23 protein-coding genes are annotated in these 24,694 nt (G+C 32.3%); 11 read left to right on the top strand and 12 right to left on the bottom strand.

Annotated features, from left to right (window positions below):
* Positions 1–35: 35 nt before the first annotated feature.
* The 3 genes from BUE95_RS01935 to tsaB all read left to right on the top strand — a co-directional run bounded on the left by BUE95_RS01935 (position 36) and on the right by tsaB (position 3,574).
* On the top strand, positions 36–1,469 hold the full coding sequence (locus BUE95_RS01935; protein ID WP_073580889.1) for a TolC family protein: 1,434 nt from the start codon (positions 36–38) through the stop codon (positions 1,467–1,469).
* Between the two features lie 20 nt (positions 1,470–1,489).
* Positions 1,490–2,812: an efflux RND transporter periplasmic adaptor subunit gene (locus tag BUE95_RS01930; protein ID WP_073580887.1), complete on the top strand. Its 1,323-nt coding sequence runs from the start codon at positions 1,490–1,492 to the stop codon at positions 2,810–2,812.
* A gap of 102 nt (positions 2,813–2,914) precedes the next feature.
* Positions 2,915–3,574 (top strand): tRNA (adenosine(37)-N6)-threonylcarbamoyltransferase complex dimerization subunit type 1 TsaB, encoded by a 660-nt coding sequence (tsaB, locus tag BUE95_RS01925; RefSeq protein WP_073580885.1) that lies wholly within the window; start codon positions 2,915–2,917, stop codon positions 3,572–3,574.
* Positions 3,575–3,582: 8 nt separating this feature from the next.
* Here the strand turns inward: tsaB and BUE95_RS01920 are convergent, their stop codons facing one another.
* On the bottom strand, positions 3,583–4,401 hold the full coding sequence (locus BUE95_RS01920) for a mechanosensitive ion channel family protein (RefSeq protein WP_073580883.1): 819 nt from the start codon (positions 4,399–4,401) through the stop codon (positions 3,583–3,585).
* 83 nt (positions 4,402–4,484) lie between these two features.
* Positions 4,485–4,685 (bottom strand): dodecin family protein, encoded by a 201-nt coding sequence (locus BUE95_RS01915; protein WP_073580881.1) that lies wholly within the window; start codon positions 4,683–4,685, stop codon positions 4,485–4,487.
* Between the two features lie 135 nt (positions 4,686–4,820).
* Here BUE95_RS01915 and BUE95_RS01910 point away from each other — a divergent pair, with 135 nt between their 5' ends.
* Positions 4,821–7,064 (top strand): inorganic phosphate transporter, encoded by a 2,244-nt coding sequence (locus BUE95_RS01910; RefSeq protein ID WP_073580879.1) that lies wholly within the window; start codon positions 4,821–4,823, stop codon positions 7,062–7,064.
* A gap of 123 nt (positions 7,065–7,187) precedes the next feature.
* Here the strand turns inward: BUE95_RS01910 and BUE95_RS01905 are convergent, their stop codons facing one another.
* A complete protein-coding gene (locus tag BUE95_RS01905) occupies positions 7,188–7,712 on the bottom strand; it encodes a gamma carbonic anhydrase family protein (protein WP_073582366.1) in 525 nt (174 codons plus the stop codon).
* Between the two features lie 58 nt (positions 7,713–7,770).
* Positions 7,771–8,775 (bottom strand): PorP/SprF family type IX secretion system membrane protein, encoded by a 1,005-nt coding sequence (locus BUE95_RS01900; RefSeq protein WP_073580877.1) that lies wholly within the window; start codon positions 8,773–8,775, stop codon positions 7,771–7,773.
* Between the two features lie 351 nt (positions 8,776–9,126).
* Between BUE95_RS01900 and BUE95_RS01895 the strand changes: the two genes are divergently transcribed.
* On the top strand, positions 9,127–10,026 hold the full coding sequence (locus BUE95_RS01895; RefSeq protein WP_073580875.1) for a NifU family protein: 900 nt from the start codon (positions 9,127–9,129) through the stop codon (positions 10,024–10,026).
* Between the two features lie 10 nt (positions 10,027–10,036).
* Here BUE95_RS01895 and murI read toward each other — a convergent pair whose 3' ends face one another.
* The 8 genes from murI to BUE95_RS01855 all read right to left on the bottom strand — a co-directional run bounded on the left by murI (position 10,037) and on the right by BUE95_RS01855 (position 18,317).
* Positions 10,037–10,816 carry a glutamate racemase gene (gene murI, locus BUE95_RS01890; protein WP_073580873.1) on the bottom strand — a complete coding sequence of 260 codons (780 nt, stop codon included), beginning with the start codon at positions 10,814–10,816 and terminating at the stop codon, positions 10,037–10,039.
* 73 nt (positions 10,817–10,889) lie between these two features.
* Positions 10,890–11,396: an OmpH/Skp family outer membrane protein gene (locus BUE95_RS01885; RefSeq protein ID WP_073580871.1), complete on the bottom strand. Its 507-nt coding sequence runs from the start codon at positions 11,394–11,396 to the stop codon at positions 10,890–10,892.
* 22 nt (positions 11,397–11,418) lie between these two features.
* On the bottom strand, positions 11,419–12,417 hold the full coding sequence (locus BUE95_RS01880; protein WP_073580869.1) for an OmpH family outer membrane protein: 999 nt from the start codon (positions 12,415–12,417) through the stop codon (positions 11,419–11,421).
* Positions 12,418–12,531: 114 nt separating this feature from the next.
* Positions 12,532–15,285 carry an outer membrane protein assembly factor BamA gene (gene bamA, locus BUE95_RS01875; RefSeq protein WP_073580867.1) on the bottom strand — a complete coding sequence of 918 codons (2,754 nt, stop codon included), beginning with the start codon at positions 15,283–15,285 and terminating at the stop codon, positions 12,532–12,534.
* On the bottom strand, positions 15,215–15,955 hold the full coding sequence (locus BUE95_RS01870) for an isoprenyl transferase (protein WP_073580865.1): 741 nt from the start codon (positions 15,953–15,955) through the stop codon (positions 15,215–15,217). The genes bamA and BUE95_RS01870 overlap by 71 nt, the downstream gene beginning before the upstream one ends.
* Position 15,956: 1 nt before the next feature.
* Positions 15,957–16,640: a type IX secretion system protein PorG gene (gene porG, locus BUE95_RS01865; protein WP_073580863.1), complete on the bottom strand. Its 684-nt coding sequence runs from the start codon at positions 16,638–16,640 to the stop codon at positions 15,957–15,959.
* Between the two features lie 121 nt (positions 16,641–16,761).
* Positions 16,762–17,646 (bottom strand): NAD kinase, encoded by an 885-nt coding sequence (locus BUE95_RS01860; RefSeq protein ID WP_073580861.1) that lies wholly within the window; start codon positions 17,644–17,646, stop codon positions 16,762–16,764.
* 11 nt (positions 17,647–17,657) lie between these two features.
* A complete protein-coding gene (locus BUE95_RS01855) occupies positions 17,658–18,317 on the bottom strand; it encodes a CBS domain-containing protein (protein WP_073580859.1) in 660 nt (219 codons plus the stop codon).
* A gap of 94 nt (positions 18,318–18,411) precedes the next feature.
* Between BUE95_RS01855 and BUE95_RS01850 the strand changes: the two genes are divergently transcribed.
* The 6 genes from BUE95_RS01850 (at position 18,412) to tig (ending at position 24,684) form a co-directional block, all read left to right on the top strand.
* A complete protein-coding gene (locus BUE95_RS01850; RefSeq protein ID WP_073580857.1) occupies positions 18,412–19,125 on the top strand; it encodes a pyridoxine 5'-phosphate synthase in 714 nt (237 codons plus the stop codon).
* Between the two features lie 4 nt (positions 19,126–19,129).
* Entirely contained in the window at positions 19,130–19,891 is a 762-nt protein-coding gene (locus tag BUE95_RS01845; RefSeq protein ID WP_073582364.1) for an alpha/beta fold hydrolase, read from the top strand.
* Positions 19,892–20,009: 118 nt separating this feature from the next.
* A complete protein-coding gene (locus BUE95_RS01840) occupies positions 20,010–21,248 on the top strand; it encodes an OmpP1/FadL family transporter (RefSeq protein WP_073580855.1) in 1,239 nt (412 codons plus the stop codon).
* Positions 21,249–21,264: 16 nt separating this feature from the next.
* The gene (locus BUE95_RS01835) at positions 21,265–22,833 is read left to right on the top strand and encodes an autotransporter outer membrane beta-barrel domain-containing protein (RefSeq protein WP_073582362.1); all 1,569 of its coding nucleotides are present in this window, start codon (positions 21,265–21,267) and stop codon (positions 22,831–22,833) included.
* 79 nt (positions 22,834–22,912) lie between these two features.
* Entirely contained in the window at positions 22,913–23,257 is a 345-nt protein-coding gene (locus BUE95_RS01830; protein ID WP_073580852.1) for a phage holin family protein, read from the top strand.
* 101 nt (positions 23,258–23,358) lie between these two features.
* Positions 23,359–24,684 carry a trigger factor gene (tig, locus tag BUE95_RS01825; RefSeq protein ID WP_073580850.1) on the top strand — a complete coding sequence of 442 codons (1,326 nt, stop codon included), beginning with the start codon at positions 23,359–23,361 and terminating at the stop codon, positions 24,682–24,684.
* Positions 24,685–24,694: the final 10 nt, after the last annotated feature.

Genomic DNA, 24,694 nt, shown 5'->3' with positions numbered 1-24,694 from the left:
AGGTCTTATAAGAAAAGAGATTTAAAGCACATAAAATGATAACAAAAAAAATAGTTTTTTTTCTATTGTTGATCGGTTTTCAACTTTCGGCACAAAGTAAAAAATGGACTTTAGAGGAGTGCGTAGATTATGCTATTAAAAACAATATTTCAATTAAACAATCTGAATTGGATTTGAAAAACGCAAGCATTAATAAAAAGGATGCTATGGGAGCTTTTTTACCAAGTATTAATGCTAATGCATCTCATTCATGGAATATTGGTTTGAACCAAAATATAACAACAGGTTTGTTAGAAAATCAGACCACACAATTTACTTCTGCTGGATTAAATGTAGGAGTTGATATTTATAATGGATTGAGAAATCAGTTGCAACTGCGTAAATCTAACTTACAGATAATCGCTACACAGTATCAACTTACAAAAATGCAAGAAGATATAGCTTTGAATGTAGCAAATGCATATTTACAAATTTTGTTTAACAAGGAAAATTTAAAAGTTCAATTGCAACAAAAAGAGTATAACTTAACCCAGTTAGAAAGAACACAAGAATTAGTAGACGCGGGTGTTGTTCCAAATGGAGATTTATTAGATATTAAAGCAACAGTTGCGGCAGATGCACAAAGAGTAATCACAGCCCAAAATGCTTTATTAATTTCTAAATTAAGTTTGGCGCAATTATTAAGATTAGAAGATTTTGAAAGTTTCGATATTGACGAGAATCAGATTCCATCATTAAATGCTGAAATTTTATTGCAATCATCACAAAGTATCATACAAAAAGCTAAAGAAACTAGAACAGAATTGAAAATTGCGAAATCCAATGTAGAGTTGGCTCAAAAAGATGTTGCAATAGCTAGAGGTGCTTATCAGCCGACAATTTCAGGGTTTTACAGTTTTAATACTAGAGCGGCATATAGTGACAGGATAACTGGATTTCAACCTAATGCAAATAACCCAACCTCTATTATAGGTTTTGTTGATGGAACTGGGCAGTCTGTACTTCAACAGAATTTTTCACCAATTTTAGGTAAACCCGAGCCAGTTTTTGATCAATTTGACAACAACAAAGGTCAGAATTTTGGACTTCAGTTAAATGTTCCAATTTTTAATGGATTTGCAGCTAGAAACAATGTGCAAAGAAGTAAGGTGGCATTAGACAGAGCAAAACTAAATTTGGATCAGCAAGAGCTTGATATAGAAAGAATAGTTTATACGGCTTATGCAGATGCAAGTGCTGCTAAGGAAAGTTATGATGCGGCTGAAACAACTTTAGTTGCTAGAAAGTTGTCATTTGAGTATGCTAAAGCCAGATACGAAGTCGGACTAATTAATGTATTTGATTTTAATCAAGCCCAAACACTATTTGTCAATGCTCAATCAGAGGTTTTGAGAACAAAATACGATTACATTTTTAGAACAAAAATTTTAGAATTCTATTTTGGGATTCCATTAATTAAAAAACAGTAACAAAATATAAATACCTAGTCATGTCAAAGAAAACCATATTCATTTTATTAGGAAGTGCAATCGGATTAATCTTATTATTAGTTGGACTAAAAAAAGGTGGCGTTATCGGAAATAATGATGATTCAAAAATTGTTGAATTATCAAAAGTTGCGCAAACAAGAATCATAGAAACGGTTTCTGCAACTGGAAAAATTCAGCCAGAGATTGAAGTAAAAATATCATCAGAGGTTTCGGGTGAAGTAATTGCCTTACCTGTAAAAGAGGGGCAACAAGTTAAGAAAGGAGATTTGTTGGTTCGAATTAATCCGGATTTATATGAATCGGGTGTAAATCGTTCTGTTGCATCTATGTCAACTTCAAAAGCGGGTTTAAGTCAGGCAGACGCTCAAGTTAAAGAGGCTAAAGCAAATTATGACAGAAATCAAAAATTATTTGAAAAAGGAATTATTTCAAAATCGGAGTGGGATAGAATAGTTTCGGCATATGAAGTTGCAGTAGCCAACAAACAATCGGCTTATTATCAAGTTCAGAGTGCATCAGCAACGGTTACAGAGGCAAATGATAACCTTAGAAGAACCACAATTTATGCTCCTGCAGATGGAACAATTTCTTTATTAAATATTGAGTTGGGTGAAAGAGTTTTAGGTACGCAACAAATGGCAGGAACCGAAATACTGAGAATTGCCAATTTAAATAATATGGAAGTTGAAGTGGATGTGAATGAAAATGATATTGTAAAGATTAACATCGGGGATTCGGCTAATATTGAAGTAGATGCTTATTTAAAAAGAGCCTTTAAAGGTATTGTAACCAGTATTTCTAATTCTGCTAGTACTGCTTTAACAGCAGATCAAGTTACAAATTTTAAAGTTAAAGTTAGAATTTTGAAAGAATCCTATCAAGATTTATTAACTGGAAAGCCGGAAAATTATTCTCCATTTCGTCCAGGAATGACTGCTACTGTTGATATTATAACAGAAAGAAAGGAAAATATTATAGCTGTTCCAATTAGTGCGGTTGTTATCAAAGACGATACAACTTCAGTGAAAAAAGATATAGTTGCGGAGCTTGAAAAGAAAGAGCAAGAACAGAAAGGAAATGCACCAAAGGGAGATAATAAATTCGAGTGTGTATTTGTAAAAGTAGGAGATAAGGCAAAATTAAGAGTGGTAAAAACAGGAATTCAAGATGATTCTAATATTGAAATTATCACAGGGTTAAAAGCTGGTGAAGAAATTATAATTGGCCCTTATACTACGGTTTCAAAGGACTTGGCTTCAAATGACAAAGTGAAGGTGGCTTCTGAGAAAGATAAGAAGAATGCGTCGGATTCCAAAAAATAAGATTCATTAATTAGTTAATTTGTTTAAGTAGGACGCTAGAAATAGCGTCTTATTTTTTTTTTACGTATTTTCATCACTAACTTTGCTTTTCAAAATTTGATTATGGCTCTAATTTTAAATATCGAAACCGCTACAAAAAATTGTTCAGTAGCATTAGCTAGTGACGGAAAGTGTATCGCTTGCAAGGAAATTGCTGAGCAAAATTTTTCACATGCTGAAAAGTTACATGTTTTCATAGAAGAGTTGCTTTTTGAAAATCAGTTAAAATTTTCTGATTTAGCTGCTGTTGCTGTGAGCCAAGGACCAGGGTCTTACACGGGTTTAAGGATAGGGGTTTCCTCTGCAAAAGGATTTTGTTATTCTTTGAACATTCCATTAATTGCAATTGATACATTACAACTTTTAGCAAAAAAAATTAAGGTCCATGACGGCATCATTGTTCCTATGATTGATGCGCGTAGAATGGAAGTTTTTACTGCTTTTTATGACAAACACCACAATCAAATTAGAAATACCCAAGCTGAAATCATAGACGAGACCTCTTATCAAGAAATTAAAGATACAATCCATTTGGTAGGTGATGGAACAGATAAATTAAAAAACACTTTAACCAATACTAAATTTATATTCCATTCTGATGTGATATTTCCATCTGCTAATGAAATGTGTGATTTATCTTTTGAAAAATACCAAACAAGCAACTTTGAAGACGTTGCTTATTTTGAGCCTTATTATTTAAAGGATTTTGTGTTGAACAAGTAAAATTAAACTTATTCTTTGTGGATTTCTACTTGATGAGGATAAGGGATTTCAATGCCTGCTTTATCAAATGCAATTTTAATTTTTTCTAAGACGTCAGATTTGACTTTCCAATAATTTTCATTTTCTGTAAAGGGTCGTACAGCAAAATCGATTGAACTTGAAGCTAAATTGTTTATAAAAACAGCAGTTTCAGGATCTTTTAAAATCTCAGGAATTGTATCTAAAACATTGAAAATAGTGTCTTTTGCTAATTGTAAATCGGTTCCATAATCTACGGAAATGATTAAATCAACCCTTCTTATTCCGTTAACAGTATAATTTATAATTACACCATTTGATAGTGCGGCATTAGGAATTACAATTTGCTTGTTATCAGGTGATGTTATAACCGTTGAAAATATTTTTATATCTTTAACAGTGCCAGAGACATTTTGGGCTTCTATGAAGTCGCCAATTCTAAAGGGTTTGAATAAAATTATTAATATCCCACCAGCAAAATTAGATAGTGAACCTTGTAAAGATAATCCAATTGCCAAACCTGCAGCCCCTAAAATAGTAACAAATGCAGATGTTTCTATACCGAGTTTTGAGATTACTGTTACAAAAAGTAAAATTCGTAATGTCCAAAAAATTAGATTTCCAATAAAAGTAGAAAGGGTTAGTTCTACATTTCGAACACTCATAATTTTTTTAGCCGATTTAGTTATAAAACTTGTAAACCATAAACCTGCTAGCAAAATAATAATTGCAATTACAAATTTTGGAGAGTATTCAAAGACTAATTTTTTTATTGTTTCAAAATAACTTTGGATTTCTAGGGGTGTCATATTCTTTTTTTTTTTTTTTACAAAGATATTGTTATAATTTTTAAAGACAAAAAGCGCTTTTGAGCGCTTTTTGAAAATTTTGATTATTCGATTTCAAATGTAAGTTTGAGATTAACTCTAAATTCTGTTATTTCATTGTCTTTAACGGAAGCGCTTTGGTCTTGAACATAAACGGAACGAATGTTTTTTAAAGATTTAGCTGCTTGTGTCACCGCTTTTCTTGTTGCGTCTTCCCAACTCACACTGGAGCTGGATAAGACTTCGATTACTTTTAATACTGCCATAGTTAGAATATTAATATTAAATTAAAGTTAAGAAATTTATTTTTAAAAATTACTTTTATTACAATTGATAACATTAAATTAACGTAAATCTAAATTTCTTAAAGGAATTTTGCAGCAAAATTAATTCATAAAAAAATGGAGCAAATTTATATTATAATGTTAATTGCATTAGCTATTCTTGCAATTACCGATTTGATGGTAGGGGTAAGTAATGATGCAGTTAATTTCTTGAATTCTGCTATTGGTTCAAAAGCGGTTTCGTTTAAAACCATTATGATTGTGGCGAGTTTGGGAGTTGCTGTTGGAGCGCTTTACTCGAATGGTATGATGGAGATTGCTAGAAACGGAATATTTACGCCAAGTATGTTCAGTTTTAACGATGTCATCATCATCTTTTTAGCAGTAATGATTACCGATGTATTGTTGCTTGATGTTTTTAATACATTAGGATTGCCAACATCAACAACGGTTTCTGTAATCTTTTCTTTGTTAGGTGCTTCCGTTGCATTAGCTATTTACAAAGTATATGTAAGTGAAGATGGTTTTGATACTTTAGGAAGGTATATCAACTCTGAAAAAGCAACTGAAATAGTTTATAGTATTTTGCTTTCTGTGGCATTATCGTTTGCTCTAGGGTCTTTAGTTCAGTACGTTTCAAGGTTAATTTTCACCTTCCATATTGAAAAAAGATACCAATATGTAGCTGCTCTTTTTGGAGGAGTTGCAATGACAGCTATCACTTTTTTTATTTTAGTAAAAGGATTAAAATCTATCACTTTTGTACCTTCTGAGATAAAGGATTTTATTAAAGAAAGTCCTTTAACGATAATACTTTATTCGTTTATTTTATGGACTATTGTTTGTCAGTTACTAATTAGTGTTTTTAAGTATAGTGTCTTTAAATTTATCATTATTGTAGGGACATTTGGATTGGCATTAGCATTTGCTGGAAACGATTTGGTAAACTTTATTGGAGTGCCGATTGCGGCTTATCAAGCTTATGAAATCTGGGCAGCTCAAACTGTTGGAGCTACAGAGTTCATGATGTCCGATTTAGAGAAAGAAAATTTGCCGGCCCCTTTCTTGTTTTTGGCTGCAGCTGGTGTGATCATGGTCTATACGTTATGGACATCAAAAAAAGCAAAATCTGTTATTGAAACAGAACAAAATTTATCACGTCAAGGGGAAGGAAATGAAAAGTATAATGCGAATAATTTATCCAGAAATATTGTTCGTGGGTTTATGTATATAGGTAATATAATTAGTTTTATTTTACCAAAATCGCTTCAGAAAAAATTGGATGCTCAGTTTGTTCAGCCAGAATATACGGGTAAGCGTGATGAACAGCCAATGTTTGACATGGTAAGAGCGTCAGTTAATTTAATTGTTGCATCTATTTTGATCTCCATAGGTACTTCTATGAAATTACCGTTATCTACAACTTATGTGACTTTCATGGTGGCTATGGGATCTTCTTTTGCTGATAGAGCTTGGGATAGAGAAAGTGCTGTTTACCGTGTCGCAGGTGTTTTTAATGTAATTGGAGGTTGGTTTGTAACAGCTTTGGCGGCTTTCTTATCATCAGCTATTATTGCCTATATTTTATTTATAGGAGAAGTTTTTGCTTTCTTTGCTTTCATGATTGTGGTGGCTATCTTTTTCTACAGAAGTAATCAAATTCACAAAAAGAAGGTGCAAGAAGAAGAGGAAATTAAGAAATTAAGAAAAGAGGATATTGTTACTATCAAAGAGATGATAACGGAGAGTTCTTCTCAGATTTCTAAAGTTTTGCGTAAAACAAATATGTTATATACTAATGTTATTGATAATTTAGGATTGCAAGATTTAGCCAAGTTAAAAGAGAACAAGAAAGCGCTAAAAAAACTTGAAAAAGAGATTGATGAGTTAAAGAGCAATGTGTTTTATTTTATCAAAAATTTGGATGAAAATTCGGTAGAAGCAAGTAGATTTTATATTTTAATTTTAGGCTATTTGCAAGACATGGTTCAGTCTATTGATTTTATAACAAACAGTAGTCATTCGCATGTGAATAATAACCATAAAAAATTGAAATTCAATCAGATTCGTGATTTAAAAACGATAGATGTTCAACTTCAAGCGATTTTAACGAAGTTAGAGGAAAGTTTTAAAACAGAAGATTTTACTAAATTAGACGATATTTTAAAAGAGAAAAACACCTTCTTAAATTCAGTTGAAAGTTTGATAAAAAAACAAATTGTTAGAATTAGAACTACAGAAACAAGTCCTAAAAATAGTAAATTATATTTCGCTTTACTTTTAGAGACTAACGATTTGATTAAATCAATAATGAATCTATTAGAGTTGTTTAAAGAGTTTAATCAACAAAATAAAAAATAAAGGAAGAGCCGTAAGGCTCTTTTTTTATTAGACACTATCCTAAAAAGTGTGTAAGTTTAAATAAAAAGGTTGGACTTTTAACTATAGCCCAACCTTTTTATTTTATAATAGCGATAAGTAAAACTATTTTTTGTCGCTCTCTTTGAACCAACTGGAGTACATGACGTAATTGTTTGAGATTCTTTCTATTTCCCCTGCAAAATCACTCTGATCAATATTTTTTACCTTTTTAGCAGGGACGCCTGCATAAATACACCCTGATTCCACTATTGTGTTTTGTGTAATCACGGCACCAGCAGCTATTATTGAGTTGCTCTCTATAATACAATTGTCCATGACAATTGCTCCCATGCCTATTAAGACATTGTCTTTTATTTCACATCCATGAACAATCGCATTGTGGCCTATTGATACGTTGTTTCCAATTGTTGTTGGATGCTTTTGGTAGGTACAATGAATGATTGCGCCGTCCTGGATATTTACCTTGTTTCCGATTGTAATCGTATTTACATCGCCTCTTATGACGGCGTTAAACCATACGCTGCAATTTTCACCTATTTTAACATCACCTACAATGGTTGCATTTTCGGCAATGTAACAATCTTTTGGTATTTGTGGATATTTCCCGTTTACTTCCTTTATTAACATGATTACTATTTTAAAAAAAATGTCCCGATAAATCGGGACAAATATAAATTTTATTTTCTTAGTTGACAGCAGGACAATTACAATCCCATTTTTTATCTCTACAAAAAACATTGATACCTAATGTAATTTGATGAAACCCACCATTGTCAAATTTAACATCACCCATGATATGAGAGTAAGTATAGGAGAACATAAATTGGTCATAGTTTAAGCCGATTATTGGAGTGATCCATTGCAATTTTTGATCTTCAATACTGCCATCGTTATTAAATTGCGCACCATCAAAACTTCTTCTATAGGATAAACCTCCCCAAAGTCTTCCAAAATCTAGTTCTTTATAAACTTTTAAGTTTAAGTCTAATGCTTTTTCTTTGGTTTCTGAGGTATATTGAAACATAAAAGAAGGTTCAAAAAGAAGGTTGTTTTCATTACCAAGAACTGCACCAGCTGACCAAAGATATTTAGACAAATTGTCCGATTCGAAACCTTCCGTGTAAATTTCTCTTCTATTAGCTAAGAAGTTTTTTATTGTGAAGTGGGTAAAAAAGTCTAAATAATGATAAGAAACACCTAAATCAATATTAAAATAGGCATCTTTTTGATAAATTCCTCCAAATACAAACGGATCAAAAGGTTGACCTATGAACTGCGTTTCGTCTAGCGTGCTTTGTACAAAAGCGGTGCTCAAACCAAACGATAATTGGTTTAAATCAACTGTGGTTCTAGAGAATCTCAAATGATGTGCATAAGTTAACTTTGCCCCTTTTTGAGAGTGGTATCCGTTTTTATCATTAAACAATATAATTCCAATTCCAGAAGTTGCATCTTGTCCCAGTGAGGTGTTGAAACTTACAGTTTGAAGTGCAGGAGCATCGTCTTGTCCAAACCATTGTTGGCGTCCTGTAATTCTTATTTTTCCACAATTAGCAGCTCCTGCCATTGACGGGTGAATTAAATAATAATTATCTGATAAATAATCAGAGTATACTGCGATTCCCTCTTGAGAATAAGTAAATTGTGCAAGTAATAGCACTAAAATGTAATAACTTTTTTTTAGGTTCATTACGAATTTCGTTTTAATGAAAATTGATTCAACATGCTTGTTTTGTTAATTGTTTTTTACTAAAACAAATTACATTTTAAGAAATGTTGTATTATTTGTAATTTTCCAAAGATATAAATTTTTCGTTCTATTTACATTTTTTTATTTTTTTTTGTAAAAGCAACATTTAAATTTTTAAGATTGACTTTGCTTATACGTTAAATGTTTATGAATTTTATTGTTGTTTAGCCATTTGTGTTTTTCTTTTTCAATACTAAACTAGTATGAATTATAAGTTAAAATAAAGACTTTAAAGGGAATTATAAATCGGGAAAGTTTTTTTGTTGTTATATTTGCAAAAAGAAAATTAAAATGCAAGTAATAGCTACCAATACCACAAATAATCCAGCGATAATTAAATTTGAATTTGATGAATTTATAGTAAAAAATAAAAATTTTGAATTCAAAAATATTGATGAAACAAAAGTTTCACCATTAGCAAAACAATTATTTTTCCTCCCTTTTGTAAAGACAATTTATATCTCAGGTAATTTTATAGCTATTGAGAAATTTTCAATAGTAGAATGGGAGGATGTTAAAGGTGATGTTGTTGAACAGATTAATGCGTTCTTTTCTAATGGAGGTCAGGTTCTTTTGCCGGAAGAGCTAGAAAACAAAAAGCAACCTATTACAATTTATGGTGAGACCACACCTAATCCTGCGGTTTTGAAATTTGTAAGTAATAAATTGTTGACTAAAACGGCTGTTGAATTTAAAAATATTGATGAAACTACCGCATCTCCATTAGCAAAAGAATTGTTTAAGTTCCCATTTGTAAAAGAAATTTTTATAGACGAAAATTATATCTCTATAACTAAGTTTGCTATAGCGGAATGGGATGAAATTACCTTGGAATTACGAACGTTTATTAAAGAGTTCATTGAGAACGGCAATGTTGTTATTGATGAATCTTTATTGGCTGTAACTGCAGTACACCAAAAACAACAAGAAGCTTACTTTGATTCTTTAGATGTTACTTCACAGCAAATAATAAATATCATTGAAGAATATGTAAAACCAGCTGTTCAAAGTGATGGAGGCAATATCATGTTTGATTCTTTTGATCCTGCAGAAAAGAGAGTAAAAGTAATTTTACAGGGAGCTTGTAGCGGATGTCCTTCGTCTACTTTTACTTTAAAAAATGGAATTGAAAACATGTTAAAAGATATGTTGAAAGACAATGATTTAAAAGTAGAAGCTATTAATGGGTAATTTTTTTGAGTTAGAAATTTTTAAAAACTACTTCATAAGAATTATTTAGAATATTTTTCAAGACTTCTGGGTCACTATTTGTATAAAAAATTTGTTTCCCTATTTCATTTGTTTGATTCAGGAGTTTGTTTTTTTCCAAAATATTCCTGGTTTGTTTAGCCACAGCTTCACCCGAATCGATGATTTGGACATTCGCAGGGATGATTTTTTTTATTTGGGGTATGAGGTAGGGATAGTGACTGCATCCTAAAACTAGATAATCAATATTTTTTTTCACCATTGGAGTGAGATAACTTTCTAAAAGTTCTTTTATTTCTGGCGATTCAATGTCTCCATTTTCGATTAGTTGAACCAATCCATGGCCGATTTGTTCAATGATTGTAACATCAGGATGATTCATTACACTTTTGTGAAACAATTCACTATTTAATGTCCCTTTTGTTGCAAGGATTCCAATGCAGTGGGTTTTACTGTTAATGGCAGCTGGTTTAATAGCAGGTTCAATCCCTATGAAAGGGACATCGTATTTTTCTCTAAGTTCTTTAATTGCATTTGTAGTTGCGGTGTTACAAGCAACAACAATTAGCTTGCAATTTTGATTCAGCAGAAATTCTGTATTTTTACAACTAAGCGAAACAATTTCCTCTTTAGTCTTTAAACCATAAGGAGCATTTTTACTGTCAGCTAAGTAGATCGAATTTTCATTTGGTAACAAGGTGTGTACTTCTTTCCATATAGAAGTACCTCCTATGCCAGAATCAAATAAACCTATTGGATTTGTATTTTTCATCAAAACAAAAATAAAAAAAACTGTTTAATCTAAATACAAGATTAAACAGTTTTTATGTTGCTAATTAGCTATGTTAAAAACCTAATTCTTTTTTAACGTCAGCTAATAAATCAATACCACCTTCTGCAAAAAGCACACCACTTCCACTTGTAGCATCTAAAACATAAGTAACACCTTTAGCTTTAGCTACTTTTTGGATTGCTTTTTGAGCTTTTTCCATAATTGGTTTAATTAATTCTAATTCTTTGTCTCCAAGAGTTTTTCTTGCATCTTGCTCATATTTTTGAATACGAGCTCCCATATCTTGCATTTCTTTTGAGCGTGTTTCGTTTACTGCATCTCCAACAGTAGCTGCTTCTTGATCATACTTTTGAAGTTTTGTTTGGTATTCTGCAACCATTCCTTTGTACTCTTTATCGTATGTTTCTTGTATTTTTCTAACTTGATCTTGAGCGGTCTTCATTTCCGGCATGGTAGTCATTAATGCTTGAACATCAATATGTGCAATTTTTTGTTGTGCAAATGTTTGAGTTCCTATGAAAAGTAAAGCTGTAATTACTAATGTTTTTAATTGTTTCATTGTTGATTTTAATTTAAGTTATTTATTCTTTTTTTTCTGTTTTCTGTTCTTTAGCTTTTATAGCGGCTTCTCTATCTGCGGCTGCTTTTTTCTTTTTATCATCTAAAGCTTTTTTACGCTCTTCTAGTTTTTTATTTCGGTCGTCTATTAACTTTTGTCTGGCTTGTTCGGCTGCCGTTTTTTTGTCATCAGCGGAAGGGCTAGTTGGAGAATCTTTCTCTTCTACTGCTTCTTTACTGCCCTCAGCAGAAGTCTTTTCAATTACTGTGCCATTTTTTTTAGCGTCGCGTTCTTCTTGTAATTTTTTTCTTTTTGCTGCAGCTTCTGCTTTGCGGTCGTCTATAGCTTTTTGTCTCACTGCAATTAAAGAATCTCTTGCGGCTTTTCTTTCATCTAATTTTTTTTGACGCTCCTCAACTGCTGGGTTATCAGCTATTAATTCTTCTAGTTCCTCTTTTGCTTCAAATGCTTTTAATTGTTTTTTTGACATTTCTTCTCTCTTTTGAGAAGAGGTTAGTTTTCTTACCACATAATCGCTAATGTCATAGCGCTGTGCTGCAAACAACATGGTTAAATCAGAAGATTTATCGAAAATGAAATCGTAATTTCTTTGTTCTGCTACATCTTGAACAATTGTAAATATCTGGTCTTGTATTGGTTTTACTAATACTGTTTTTTGTAAAATTAAATCCCCTTTTGGACCAAATCTTTTTTCTTGATAATCTAAAAGCTCGTTTTCTAGAAAGTCGATTTCCTCTTGGCGTTCTTCTATTAATTCTTTTGTTAAAAGAACACGTTCTACTTTTAAATTATCTTTAAGTACTTTGATTTCGTTTTTTTTGACTTCAATTTCTTGCTTCCACTTTTGAGCTTTTTGTTCTAATTGGTTGTTCGCTTCCGCATAGTCAGGGACTTTTTCTAGAATATATTCCATATCTATATATCCAATTCTTACACCTCTAGCGGTTTGGGCATTAGTGATAAAAGTACAACAAACGAAAAATAGCACTATTTTTTTCATGTAGATTAAATTTTGTTTTGTAGGTAAAGTACCAATACAAATTAATGATACTTTACAAACGTAACAAATATCAAAATATTTTCACGAAATTAACAAAAAACAATCAAACTATTATTAAAATTGTTGTCCAATGATAAAGTGTGTTTGCCAACCACTTTTAGGAGCACCTACGTTAGATTGACCGTCAAAATTTGGTATAGCATCAAAACCATGAGCAAAATCAATTCCTAATAAGCCAAATGCAGGCATGAATACTCGTATTCCAACTCCAGCTGATCTTTGTAATTTAAAGGGATTATATTCTTTAAAGTTGTTAAAGGCCGATCCAGCTTCAAGGAAACTCAAAGCATAAATAGATGCTGATTGATTTAAAGTAATAGGGTATCTTAACTCTAGTGAGAACTTGTTATAAATGGTACCACCATCTTGAGAAGACAAGGTGTTATTCGGGTATCCTCTTAACTGAATTACTTCTCTTCCATCAAGTGCAAAGTTTGCCAATCCGTCTCCACCTACAAAAAATCTTTCAAAAGGAACCAAGCCTCTGTCTGAATTATAGGCTCCCATGAAGCCGAATTCGGTATTCGCTCTTAAGACTAATTTTTCATAAATTCTAGTGTACCAATCTGCTTTAAATTTTATTTTATAATACTCTAACCAGTTGAAACGTTTTTGGTCGTATTTGGCTTCATCTAGAGCGGCATCATTAGGATTGTCTACATAAAATATAGATGCTATATTACCATCTTGGTCATAGTTAGCGCCAATGTAGTCTCCAGTAGTAGGAACTTGTCCACTTGAATTATCTACAAGTGGAGCAAGGGCATCACTGTATTTTAATTTGTAATTTGGATCATTTCTTAATGCTCTATAATCCACTCCATTAAATAATGAGTAAGGAGGAGTAAACTTACCAGAAATACTAAATTCAGAACCTGTTGTGGGGAATATTGGATTCACTCCTTTACTGTTTCTAGTCAACGCTACTGTATAAGCTAAATTTCTAGAGGCACCATTTTGAAAACTAAAGGTTGCAAATCTAAAATTATTTAAATCATAATATTGAAAAGATGCCGATTGTGATAAGACAAAGAAATCATCTGGTACGGTAAGTCTTTTAGCAATACCAACGGATAATGAAGTAATGTTAAAACTTTGACTTCTGTCTACGTCTCTAGATCTAAAATTAAATTGAAATTGTTTACTATGGGAAATCGATGTAGAAAAACTAACCGGTTTTTTTCCTCCAAACCAAGGCTCAGAAAACGATAAACTATACGTTTGGAAGTAAGTACTCCCTTGTAAACGTAACGACATTTTTTGTCCATCTCCCATAGGTAGGGGTTGGTACGCTTCCTTTTTAAACATATTTCTAGCAGAAAAATTGTTGAAAGACAATCCTAGAGTTCCTATAAAACCTCCTCCGCCGTAACCTCCTTGTAATTCAATTTGACTAGAACCTTTTTCTACAACGTTATATTCAATGTCAACTGTTCCAGCTTGAGGGTCTACATTCTTAAAGTCGGGTTTAATTGCTTCAGGATCAAAAAATCCTAACTGTCCAATTTCACGAATTGAGCGTATTAAGTCTTCCTTGCTGTATTTTTGACCAGGCCTTGTACGCAACTCACGGTAAATCACATGGTCGTTTGTTCTGTCGTTTCCTACAACTGAAATTTTATTAAAATAGGCAATAGGGCCTTCTGTAATTCTAATTTCAAAATCTATAGTATCATTTGAGGTTCTAACTTCAACAGGGTTAATGTTAGAAAATAAATAACCATTATTTTGATATAAATTGGTTAAATCTTCTCCGTCTGGCTCTTTTTCATTTGCAATTCTTTTTTGCAAAATGGTTCCGTTGTAAACGTCTCCTTTTTTAATTCCAAGCAAAGCATTTAACTGACGATCGGTGTAGACCGTATTACCAAGATAACGAATATCTCCAAAGTAATATTTTTTACCTTCTTCAAGGTTTACTTTTATTGCAATAGTATTATTGGCTTTATCATAAGTTATGGAATCAGCTACTATTCGAGCATCTCTAAATCCTTTTTCTTTATATTTATCAATTAAGCTAGTTAAGTCCTCATTGTATTTATCCTTGATGTATTTTGATTTTTTCCAAAATCGTATAGGGTTTCTTTCTTTGGTATTCTTAAAAGCTTTTTTAAGTTTTTTATCGGATAAAAGTTCATTCCCTTCAAAAGTGATGCTTTTAACTTTTACTTTATCTCCTTTGTCTATGTTAATAACCATTTTGACATCGGCAAATGTGGAATCTTGAATGGTATTTATAGTTACTTTTGTGTTATAAAACCCGTCTTTTTTATATTTGTTTTCAATATAATTTTTAGTGGTTGTAAGTAAATTTTCATTAACAATTTTTCCTTTTTTAAGGTCGGTCTCTTTTGTTAATTCTTCTACTTTTCCTTTTTTAATTCCCTGAAATTTGACATCTCCTAGTTTTGGGAGTTCATTGATATTCAGTTCTAAAAAGATGCTATCACCTTCAATTTTGTTTACATAAAAGTTTACATCGGAAAAAAGACCTAATTTCCATAGTTTTTTAATTGCATTGCTAATATCTTCTCCAGGAACCATAATAGATTGTCCTTTTTCAAGCCCCGTGAAAGTAGTTACGGTCTGCGCATTGTAATTGATTTTTCCAGTAACATCTATGTTGGCTAAAATGTACTCTTTTCCGCTTTCGAGTTTTGTATCTTGAGCGAGAAGGGTTGAACTATAAAATATTAAGAATATTGAAAGTGCTTGTAATCCTTTTTTAAACATTTTTTTAAGGTATAATTTGTTCGCTGGTTTTACCAAAACGGCGTTCTCTTTTTTGATAACTAATAATTGCTTCATATAAATGGTCTTCTGAAAAATCTGGCCAAAGTATGTCAGTAAAATAAAATTCGGCATAAGCAATTTGCCATAACAGGAAATTACTAATTCTATGTTCACCGCTAGTTCTAATTACTAAATCAACATCTGGTAAATTGTGTGTGTAAAGATGCTGATTAATAATTGATTCGTCAATAGCCTCTTCAGAAATTATATTATTTTTAACTTTGTGAGTGATTTTTTTAACAGCTTGTAGTAACTCTTCACGGGCACCATAGCTAAGTGCTAATGTGAGTGTCATCCTTGTATTTTCAGCTGTTTTGTCGATTACTTCATGTAGTTCTCTTTGAACGCTATTCGGTAAATTTGTTAAATTTCCAATGGCGTTTAATTTGATATTGTTGTCTTGTAAAGTTTTAATTTCTTTTTTTAAAGAAGAAACTAAGAGTTTCATTAAGGTGTCAACTTCTATTTTTGGACGGTTCCAGTTTTCTGTAGAAAAAGCATAAAGTGTTAGGTTTTTTATCCCAAGTTTTGCACAACTTTCTACAGTTACTTTTACTGATCTTGTTCCATTTTCATGTCCTACAGCACGTAAAAGCCCTTTCTGTTTGGCCCAACGACCGTTGCCATCCATGATAATAGCTAGATGTTGAGGAAGACAGTTTGTATTTATTTCTTGTAATTTCATTTTATTCTGGACAATAACATGGGTTTTTGCCAAAGGTATACGTAAGTGTTAATCCGCTAAAAACATACCAATCGTTACTATTTAAATTGCCAAATCGAATTGTTTCAAAATTATCATTTTCTGGATTACTTCCATCTAAATTATCGGTAAAAGTATATCTTGCTCCAACTTCTGCTCCCAGAATAAAATTATCAAACAAGCGTGCTTTGACACCAACTATCATAGGGATGGCAAAAGTACTACTTCTGTAATCAATACTACTTTCTTGGTTTAAAATGTAAATTTCATTGTAAATAAAATAATTTAAACCTGTAAAGACATAAGGCGTTATTTTTTTTTCACCATCATGAAGATCAAAGTCTAGAAAATTGAACTCCATTCCAGCTGAAAATTCTTTAATATGGTTTTCAAAAGAATTCCCTCTTAAATTTCTACTAGGAACATCACTATCTCGATCCTTAGATTCTAGATTTCCTTGATAATAAGAAAAGCGCCAAGCATGTCTTGGACTCCTATTCCATTTGTATAAAATTCCAAAGGCAGCTTCGTTAGGAGCGACATAAGTAGTAGGCCCAACATCTCCTATGTAATTTATTCCACCAACAAATACTCCTAACTCATTTATTTGTGAGTAAGAATTCAAGTAACAGAAAATCAAGCTAATGTAAACTAAAAAGCGTTTCATTTTTTAAAATAGTTTGCAAATATAACAATATTGACTTCTTAACCCTATTTTATAGGTTTTTTTTGTTATACCTTATTCAATTTTTAAAACGCTAAAAATATAAAAATGATATAAAAGAGTCTTAATTTCTTTTATCGGCTCCCCAAAGTAGTTTTTTTCTTATGGTGTTCAAAAAAGATTCTTCTTTGAATTCTACAATTGAAATAGTAAATGGAGCTTTTTTAATCTTTACAACTGTGTCTTTTGAGACTGCTGCAATTCTGGAATCTAATGAAATTAAATATTGTTCTTCTCTTCCAGAAACCTTTAATTCAATTTCGGTATCATCTTTTATTACTAATGGCCTGGCATTCAGATTGTGTGGGGCCATTGGGGTAATAACAAAACTACTTACATTTGGTGTTAAAACGGGTCCGCCACAGCTCAAAGAATATCCCGTAGATCCTGTAGGTGTTGAAATGATTAATCCGTCAGCCCAATAAGAGGTTAGGTATTCACCATCTAAATACGTTTCAATCGTAATCATAGAAGTGGTGTCTTTTCGGGCAACAGTTACTTCGTTTAGCGCAAAATCAAGCACTGAGAAATTTTCGTGTTCGGGTGAAGTCGTTATGCTTAACAAACTTCTTTTGGAAATACAATACTCTTTTAATAGTACTTTTTGTAATAAGGTTTCAATATTTTCAAATTGTATCGTGGCTAAGAAGCCTAATCTACCGGCATTAATTCCGATTATTGGAATATTCTTTTCTCTTACAAATGTGGCTGCTTTTAAAATTGTTCCGTCTCCACCGATGCTAATAAGAGCTTCAAAGTCAGAATTTAGTTCTTCGTAGTTGGAATAGCTTGGAAAATTTTTTGTAATGATATTTTTTTCTTGTAAAATTTTTAAAAAAGCGTTTTCAAAATGGATAGAAACTTGCTTCGTTTCTAAAAAGGTAACTACTTTATTTACGATTTCGGCTGTATTGTTTTGATAATATTGTCCAAAAATGGCTATTTTCATAATATCTTTTTTTAAATATTAAGGTATTTGTCTAAGTAATCGGAACGTTCTTTTAAACTGTTTAAATACGAATCTTCTTGATGTTCTGAAATTATTTCATATTCATATCGTCTAAAAGTTTGAATGATGTCGTTTAAGCCACTTTGACTAATTTTTATTGTAATTTCTATTTTATTCCCTGCTATTTTGGATATGAACAATCCTAGTATTTTTGCATTATTGCTTTCAACAATTTGGGTAATTTGACTCATTGTAAATTGATCACTTTCTTTCTCAACAACAATTATTCCTCCTTCTTCTTTTAAAAAAGGAGTTTCATGAAAAAATCGGATAATATCCTCTAATTCGTAATATCCTAAATAATTGTTTTTTTCATCTAAGACTGGGATTAAGTTGGTTTCGTTTTTGGCAAAAATTTCTAAAACATCAAGCCAAATTACAGAAGATCGCACAAAAAAGCGTTCAAAATGAAATCGATTTTCATTAACAAGCATATCACTTTTTAAAAATTCAATGCTCTCTTTACTCACGCAACCTACATAAACTCCTTCTTCAGTGACAGGAAAATGGGTGTAAGGGAAATCAGTAAATAAGTCTTGTGCATCCGCTATCGTGTCGGTATGTTTTAGCGGTTTGATCTCGTTGTTGATATAGCTTATTAAATTATTCATTGTGGAATGGAAAAAAATACATCGCAAAATAATCAAAAAATACCATATGCTTGCTAACTTATACTTTGTATTTTTGTATAAATTAAAAATTATTATGACAAAGTTATCCGTAAATATTAATAAAATTGCGACGCTTCGTAATTCAAGAGGAGGTAATGTGCCTGATTTGTTGAAAGTTGCACAAGATATTCAGCAATTTGGTGCTGATGGAATCACGATTCATCCAAGACCAGACGAAAGACATATTCGGTATCAAGATGCACGCGATTTAAAATCGATAGTGTATACCGAATATAATATAGAAGGAAATCCCCAACATAATTTTATCGATTTGGTTTTAGAATGCAAACCAACACAAGTGACTTTAGTTCCAGATGCAATTGGCGCATTAACTTCAAATGCGGGTTGGGACACAATCAAACATCAATCGTATTTAATTGAAGTAATTCAAGAATTTCAACGAAATGGAATCAGAACTTCCATTTTTGTTGATGCCGATGAAAAAATGATTGAAGGAGCAAAAGCTACGGGAACAGAAAGAATAGAATTGTATACCGAATCCTTTGCACATCAATACGGTTTGGGAAATAAAAGTGGAATAGATCCTTATGTTAAGGCTGCAATAAAAGCAAATGAATTGGGTTTAGGAATCAATGCAGGTCATGATTTGAGTTTGGATAATATCAAGTTTTTCAAAGATAATATTCCTGGATTACTTGAAGTTTCAATTGGGCATGCTTTAATTTCAGAATCGTTATACTTAGGATTGGAAAATGTTGTGAATATGTATATTCAAAAATTGAAATAAAATGGTGTTGCACTCAAGAATAGAGGGGGAAGGAAAGCCTTTGTTAATTTTGCATGGTTTTTTTGGGATGTCAGACAATTGGAAAACTTTAGCGACTCAATTTGCACTTGAAGGATTTCAAGTACATGCTTTAGATTTGAGAAATCACGGTAAAAGCTTTCATTCTGAAGAATTTTCATATGAAATTATGGTAGAAGATGTAAAGCAATATTGTGATTATCATAATTTGAAGGAGGTTAGTATTATTGGGCATTCTATGGGGGGTAAAGTAGCCATGCTTTTGGCTACTAGGTATCCTGAATTGGTTTCTAAATTAATCGTGGCGGATATTGGTCCGAAATATTATGCACCACATCATCAAACCATTTTAGCGGCATTAAATGCGGTTGATTTTTCAAAAAAACCAAGTAGAGGAGCGGTTGAAGAAATGGTTTCTACTTACATTAAGAATTTAGGGACTCGTCAATTTTTACTAAAGAGTTTGTATTGGGCTTCACCAGAACAATTGGCTTTTCGATTTAACTTGAAAGTGTTTAATGAAAAAATTGAAGCTATTGGAACAGCGTTGCCTATTGATTGTGTTTTTAATAAAGAAGTGCTTTTTTTAAGAGGTGATAAATCAGATTACATTTTAGACAGTGATTTTGAAACCATTTATCATCATTTTCCAAAGGCAAAAATTGAAACAATAAAAAATGCGGGTCATTGGTTGCATGCGGAGAATCCTAAAGATTTTTATTCGTATGTAGTAGAATTTATCAAATAAAAAGGCAAAAAATTATGCATGCATAATTTTTTAGTTAAAAAAATTGTAAAATTCATATTTTGTCTTAATTTTGAACTATTGATATTACAAATTCAGAAAAACTAACACTTATTACATTATGAGAAAATTACTTTCTTTAACATTATTGGCTTTGGCTGGCTCAACTGCTTTCGCAGGAGGTTATCGAGTTAGTATTCAAGGACAAAAACAATTGGCTATGGGGCACACAGGTGTTGCTGTAGTAAATAGCGCTGAAGTTGCTTTCTTCAACCCAGCAGGTATGGCTTATTTAGATAAGAAATTCAATTTATCTGTTGGAGGGAGTGCCTTGTTTGCAAACACTAAATTTCAAGAGAATACTTTCAACACTACTGCTTACACTGAAAATGTTGGTACTCCTTTTAGTGTGTATGCAACCTACAGGGTTACTGACTGGTTGACGGCAGGCTTGGCAGTTTATACTCCATACGGAAGTTCGGTAGAATGGGATCAAAATTGGCAAGGTGCATATCTGGTTAATAATATCGATTTACAAGCTATTTTTGTTCAACCATCAGTTTCTATTAGAGCAGGAGAGCATTTTAGTGTAGGTGGAGGTTTAATTTACGCTACTGGTTCGGTTAATTTTAATAGAAATTTATACGCTGCTAACGAAACATTTCAAGTAGATAATGATCCGACAGATTTAACGCTTGATGCTACAGGTATCACAGCTTGGGGATATAATTTAGGAATAATGTTTAATCCTTCAAAGAAAGTTAGATTGGGATTAAATTATAGATCTGAAATCACGATGGAGGCTAGAGGTGGTGATGCTACCTTTAATGATGTTCCAGTTATTGCTCAATCTTTACTGACAAATACCACATTTGATGCGGATCTACCATTACCAGCAGAAGTGACTACTGGACTGTCAGTTCAGCTTACAGATAAGTGGTTGGTTGCATTTGATTATAACTATACTTTATGGAGTGCTTACCAAAGTTTAGATGTTAAGTTTGATAATGGCTTGCCAACATCTGTAAATCCAAGAAATTACAAAAATGCATCAACTTACAGAATCGGAACTCAGTACAAAGCGAGTGAAAAATTTACTGTTAGAGCAGGATATTATTTTGATGAAAGTCCCGTGCAAGATGGTTATTTTGCTCCAGAGACACCTAGAAACGATTCCAATGCATTCACAGGAGGTTTAACGTATCAGTTGAATGACAAATTTGGCATTGATTTATCTTTCTTGTATATTCATTTTGACGAAATTGATAATTCATATGATTACAATGCAAATGGAAGATTTGCAGGAACATATAAGTCAGTGGTGTTTTCTCCAGGTATTGGAATAACATATGGTTTCTAATTTAAAAAAAAATAAAATGAAAAATAAATTTATATACTTAGCAATTATTGCTGCTGGATTTGCTTCTTGTGAGCCAGAATTTGAAAATCCAGTTTCACAAGATTATTCGGCTGGGGAAGCTGATTTTTCATCTTATGTTGCTGTCGGAAATTCTTTGACAGCAGGATACATGGATGGTACGGTATCAAGAGTAGGACAGACTTATTCTTTTCCTAATTTATTAGCACAACAGTTTGCACTTGTTGGTGGGGGTGAGTTTACTCAGCCATCATATGCTGATGATGTAAATAATCTAGGAGGTTTACCATTACCAGGATTTAATACAAGATTAATCATCGATGCAGCGCAAGGTGGTCCAGAGCCAATCGCAGGAACAACCACTGTTACATTAGCAGCTCAAGCTACGGCATTCAATAATATGGGGGTTCCAGGAGCAAAATCCTTTCACTTACTAGCTCCAGGTTATGGAAATCCAGCAGGTCTTGCAGTAGGTCAGGCTAATCCATATTTTGTGAGACATGCAACTTCTTCAACTGCTTCTGTTTTAGGAGATGCAATGAGCAAAAATCCTACTTTCTTTACGAATTGGATTGGTGCGAATGATGTTTTGTCGTATGCAACTAATGGTGGTGCACAAGCTGACGGAAATACTCCTGCTGCAGATCATAATGTTACTGGAAACTTAAATCCAGCTACCTATGGCAGTAATGATATCACTAATGCGAATGCCTTTGCTAGTGTATATTCAACAATTATTACTACCTTAACTTCTAATGGAGCTAAGGGGGTTGTAGCAACGGTACCAAGCGTAACCTCTATTCCTTATTTTACAACTGTTCCTTATGCGCCACTTTCACCAACGGCTTTAGGAGGTGCTACAAATATTAATGCTTTGAATGCTCAGTTATATGGCCCTTTAGATAATATCTTTACAGCGTATGGAGAACCAAATCGTGTTAATCTTTTATCGGCAACAGCAGCAAATCCTATTTTAATTTTTGATGCAGATGCAACTGATAGATCTGCCGAGATTACAGGAGCTTTAACTCCTACATTAGGAGCTCAGGTTGCTGCTGCTTTTGGAGCTGTTTTTGGAAAAGCTCGTCAGGCAACAGCACAAGATTTAGTGGTTTTGCCAGCTAGATCGGTGATTGGTACGCCTAATGCATCGTCACCATCTACATTAATCAATATTAATGGAGTTTCTTATCCAATGGCGAATAGATGGGTGTTAACGGCTAATGAAAAAGCAAAAGTTGCAAGTGCAACTGCAGCTTACAATGCAGCTATTATATCAATTGCTAATGCTAATGATTTAGCTGTGGCTGATATGAATGCGATATTGAATCAATTAGTTTCAGGATTAAGAGCGGATAATGGAACGTTATATACTGCAAATTATTTCAGTGGGGGAACAACCGAATTTCAAGTGTTATTTTCGTTGGATGGTGTTCATCCTAATGCAAGAGGGTATTCTGTAATTGCTAATGAAATTTTAAAAGTAATTAATAATTATTACAGTGCAAGATTACCTCTTTTAAATCCAAATAATTTTCCTGGTATCAGCATCTTACCGACTAATTAAAAATAAATCAAAATAAAAATAAAAAAGGCATCCATTTCGATGCCTTTTTTTGTAACTTTAAATTTTAAATATTAGTAAGATGAATTTATTAATCAAGTTGTTAATAAGTACAATAATTGTTTTTGTACTGTCCTATTTTTTACCTGGAGTTCATGTTGAAAACTTAACAGCAGCTTTAATGGTAGCGGTAGTTTTAGGTTTGTTGAATACTTTTTTTAAACCAATCTTAGTGTTGCTAACAATTCCTGTTACTTTGATAACACTAGGTTTATTTCTGTTGGTTATAAATGCAATTATTATTTTGGTATGTGATTATTTTATTGACGAATTTAGTGTTGATGGTTTCATAACGGCTTTAATTTTTAGTATTTTATTGTCCATAAGTCAGTCGATTTTAAATAAAATCTTCGTTAGTGAAGATTAATTTTTAGCCAATTGAATTTCAATAAATTAAAAACTTGTTTGGGTTGTAAAAATTCTATAATTTTGCAACCCAATTTTTATGGTATTTAAACAAAAGAAATAATGAACATTACAAAAACGCAAGTTGATGATTTAAATGCTATTGTAACAGTAGCAATTACGAAAGAAGATTATTCAGATAAAGTTGAAAAAGTATTAGCTGACTATAGAAAAAATGCTTCTATTCCGGGATTTAGAAAGGGAGCAGTTCCAATGAGTTTGATTCAAAAACAATATGGTAAAGCGGTTTTATTGGACGAAGTAAATAAAATTTTGCAATCTTCTTTAAATGATTACTTAGTTGCCGAAAAATTAGATATCCTTGGAAATCCACTTCCAAAAGTAACCGAAGATTTTAATTGGGATGCTGAAGACTTATCTTTTGATTTTGAATTAGGGCTTGCGCCACAATTTTCAGTTGATTTAACAGCTAAGAATAATGTTACTAAGTTTAATGTTGTTGCTGATGAAAAAATGTTAAATGACCAAGTGGACCGTATTGCAAAGCAGTATGGAAAGTTAATTTCTAAAGACAAAGTAGAAGAGGGTTTTGATGTTGTAGGAACTTTCACGAATGAAGAGAAAGGAATTAATGCTTCTGCCAATTTTGGATTAGATATTTTTGCAAATAAGAAAGTAGCAAAGGCTTTTATAGGTAAAAAAGTAGGTGATGTGGTAGCAATCGAGACCAAAGGATTGTTTGATGATGATCACAAATTAATGGATTATCTAAAAGTAAGCCATGATGATGTACACGGATTAGATATTACGGTTAATTTTACTATTGAAGAGATTAATGCTACTGAGAAAGCTGAGTTGAATCAAGAATTGTTTGATAAATTGTTTGGTGCTGGCGTGGTTTCTTCGGTTGAGGATTTAAAAGCAAAAATTAAAGAAGATGCAGAAGCACAATTTGCGCAACAAGCAGATCAAAAATTTTTAAATGATGTAACAGAATTCTTAATTGAAACTACAAAATTTGATTTACCTGCAGCTTTCTTAAAAAAGTGGATTCAGAATACTGGAGAAACGCCTTTAACAGCAGAGCAAGCTGAAGAAGAATACGCAAAATCTGAAAAAGGATTACGTTTCCAATTGATCGAAGGAAAAGTAATGGCTGAAAACAACTTACAAATTACTTTCGAAGATTTAAAAGCACATACTGCGGATTTAATTAAGAAACAAATGGCACAATTTGGTCAATTAAATCCTTCAGAAGATGAAATCAACGGAATTGTAGCTCGTGTAATGTCAAACCAAGATGAGGTAAAACGTTTGTCAGAGCAAGTTATGAGCGAAAAAATGTTAGGTCTTTACAAAGAAAAAGTAAAAGCTAAAACGAAAGAAGTAAATTACGAGCAATTCATCAAAGAAATGTACGGAGAATAATATCTCACAA

Source organism: Flavobacterium cucumis (assembly GCF_900148835.1).
In the GTDB taxonomy this organism is placed as follows: Bacteria; Bacteroidota; Bacteroidia; order Flavobacteriales; family Flavobacteriaceae; genus Flavobacterium; species Flavobacterium cucumis.
Note: the sequence above shows the minus strand (reverse complement) of the source record. Positions and strands in the feature narration are given on the sequence as shown.

What these genes read in the sequence shown, in the direction of transcription:
- BUE95_RS01935 (WP_073580889.1), top strand. Translation starts at nt 36, where the DNA reads ATGATAACAAAAAAAATAGTTTTTTTTCTATTGTTGATCGGTTTTCAA.
- BUE95_RS01930 (WP_073580887.1), top strand. Translation starts at nt 1,490, where the DNA reads ATGTCAAAGAAAACCATATTCATTTTATTAGGAAGTGCAATCGGATTA.
- tsaB (WP_073580885.1), top strand. Translation starts at nt 2,915, where the DNA reads ATGGCTCTAATTTTAAATATCGAAACCGCTACAAAAAATTGTTCAGTA.
- BUE95_RS01920 (WP_073580883.1), bottom strand. Translation starts at nt 4,401, where the DNA reads ATGACACCCCTAGAAATCCAAAGTTATTTTGAAACAATAAAAAAATTA.
- BUE95_RS01915 (WP_073580881.1), bottom strand. Translation starts at nt 4,685, where the DNA reads ATGGCAGTATTAAAAGTAATCGAAGTCTTATCCAGCTCCAGTGTGAGT.
- BUE95_RS01910 (WP_073580879.1), top strand. Translation starts at nt 4,821, where the DNA reads ATGGAGCAAATTTATATTATAATGTTAATTGCATTAGCTATTCTTGCA.
- BUE95_RS01905 (WP_073582366.1), bottom strand. Translation starts at nt 7,712, where the DNA reads ATGTTAATAAAGGAAGTAAACGGGAAATATCCACAAATACCAAAAGAT.
- BUE95_RS01900 (WP_073580877.1), bottom strand. Translation starts at nt 8,775, where the DNA reads ATGAACCTAAAAAAAAGTTATTACATTTTAGTGCTATTACTTGCACAA.
- BUE95_RS01895 (WP_073580875.1), top strand. Translation starts at nt 9,127, where the DNA reads ATGCAAGTAATAGCTACCAATACCACAAATAATCCAGCGATAATTAAA.
- murI (WP_073580873.1), bottom strand. Translation starts at nt 10,816, where the DNA reads ATGAAAAATACAAATCCAATAGGTTTATTTGATTCTGGCATAGGAGGT.
- BUE95_RS01885 (WP_073580871.1), bottom strand. Translation starts at nt 11,396, where the DNA reads ATGAAACAATTAAAAACATTAGTAATTACAGCTTTACTTTTCATAGGA.
- BUE95_RS01880 (WP_073580869.1), bottom strand. Translation starts at nt 12,417, where the DNA reads ATGAAAAAAATAGTGCTATTTTTCGTTTGTTGTACTTTTATCACTAAT.
- bamA (WP_073580867.1), bottom strand. Translation starts at nt 15,285, where the DNA reads ATGAAGCAATTATTAGTTATCAAAAAAGAGAACGCCGTTTTGGTAAAA.
- BUE95_RS01870 (WP_073580865.1), bottom strand. Translation starts at nt 15,955, where the DNA reads ATGAAATTACAAGAAATAAATACAAACTGTCTTCCTCAACATCTAGCT.
- porG (WP_073580863.1), bottom strand. Translation starts at nt 16,640, where the DNA reads ATGAAACGCTTTTTAGTTTACATTAGCTTGATTTTCTGTTACTTGAAT.
- BUE95_RS01860 (WP_073580861.1), bottom strand. Translation starts at nt 17,646, where the DNA reads ATGAAAATAGCCATTTTTGGACAATATTATCAAAACAATACAGCCGAA.
- BUE95_RS01855 (WP_073580859.1), bottom strand. Translation starts at nt 18,317, where the DNA reads ATGAATAATTTAATAAGCTATATCAACAACGAGATCAAACCGCTAAAA.
- BUE95_RS01850 (WP_073580857.1), top strand. Translation starts at nt 18,412, where the DNA reads ATGACAAAGTTATCCGTAAATATTAATAAAATTGCGACGCTTCGTAAT.
- BUE95_RS01840 (WP_073580855.1), top strand. Translation starts at nt 20,010, where the DNA reads ATGAGAAAATTACTTTCTTTAACATTATTGGCTTTGGCTGGCTCAACT.
- BUE95_RS01835 (WP_073582362.1), top strand. Translation starts at nt 21,265, where the DNA reads ATGAAAAATAAATTTATATACTTAGCAATTATTGCTGCTGGATTTGCT.
- BUE95_RS01830 (WP_073580852.1), top strand. Translation starts at nt 22,913, where the DNA reads ATGAATTTATTAATCAAGTTGTTAATAAGTACAATAATTGTTTTTGTA.
- tig (WP_073580850.1), top strand. Translation starts at nt 23,359, where the DNA reads ATGAACATTACAAAAACGCAAGTTGATGATTTAAATGCTATTGTAACA.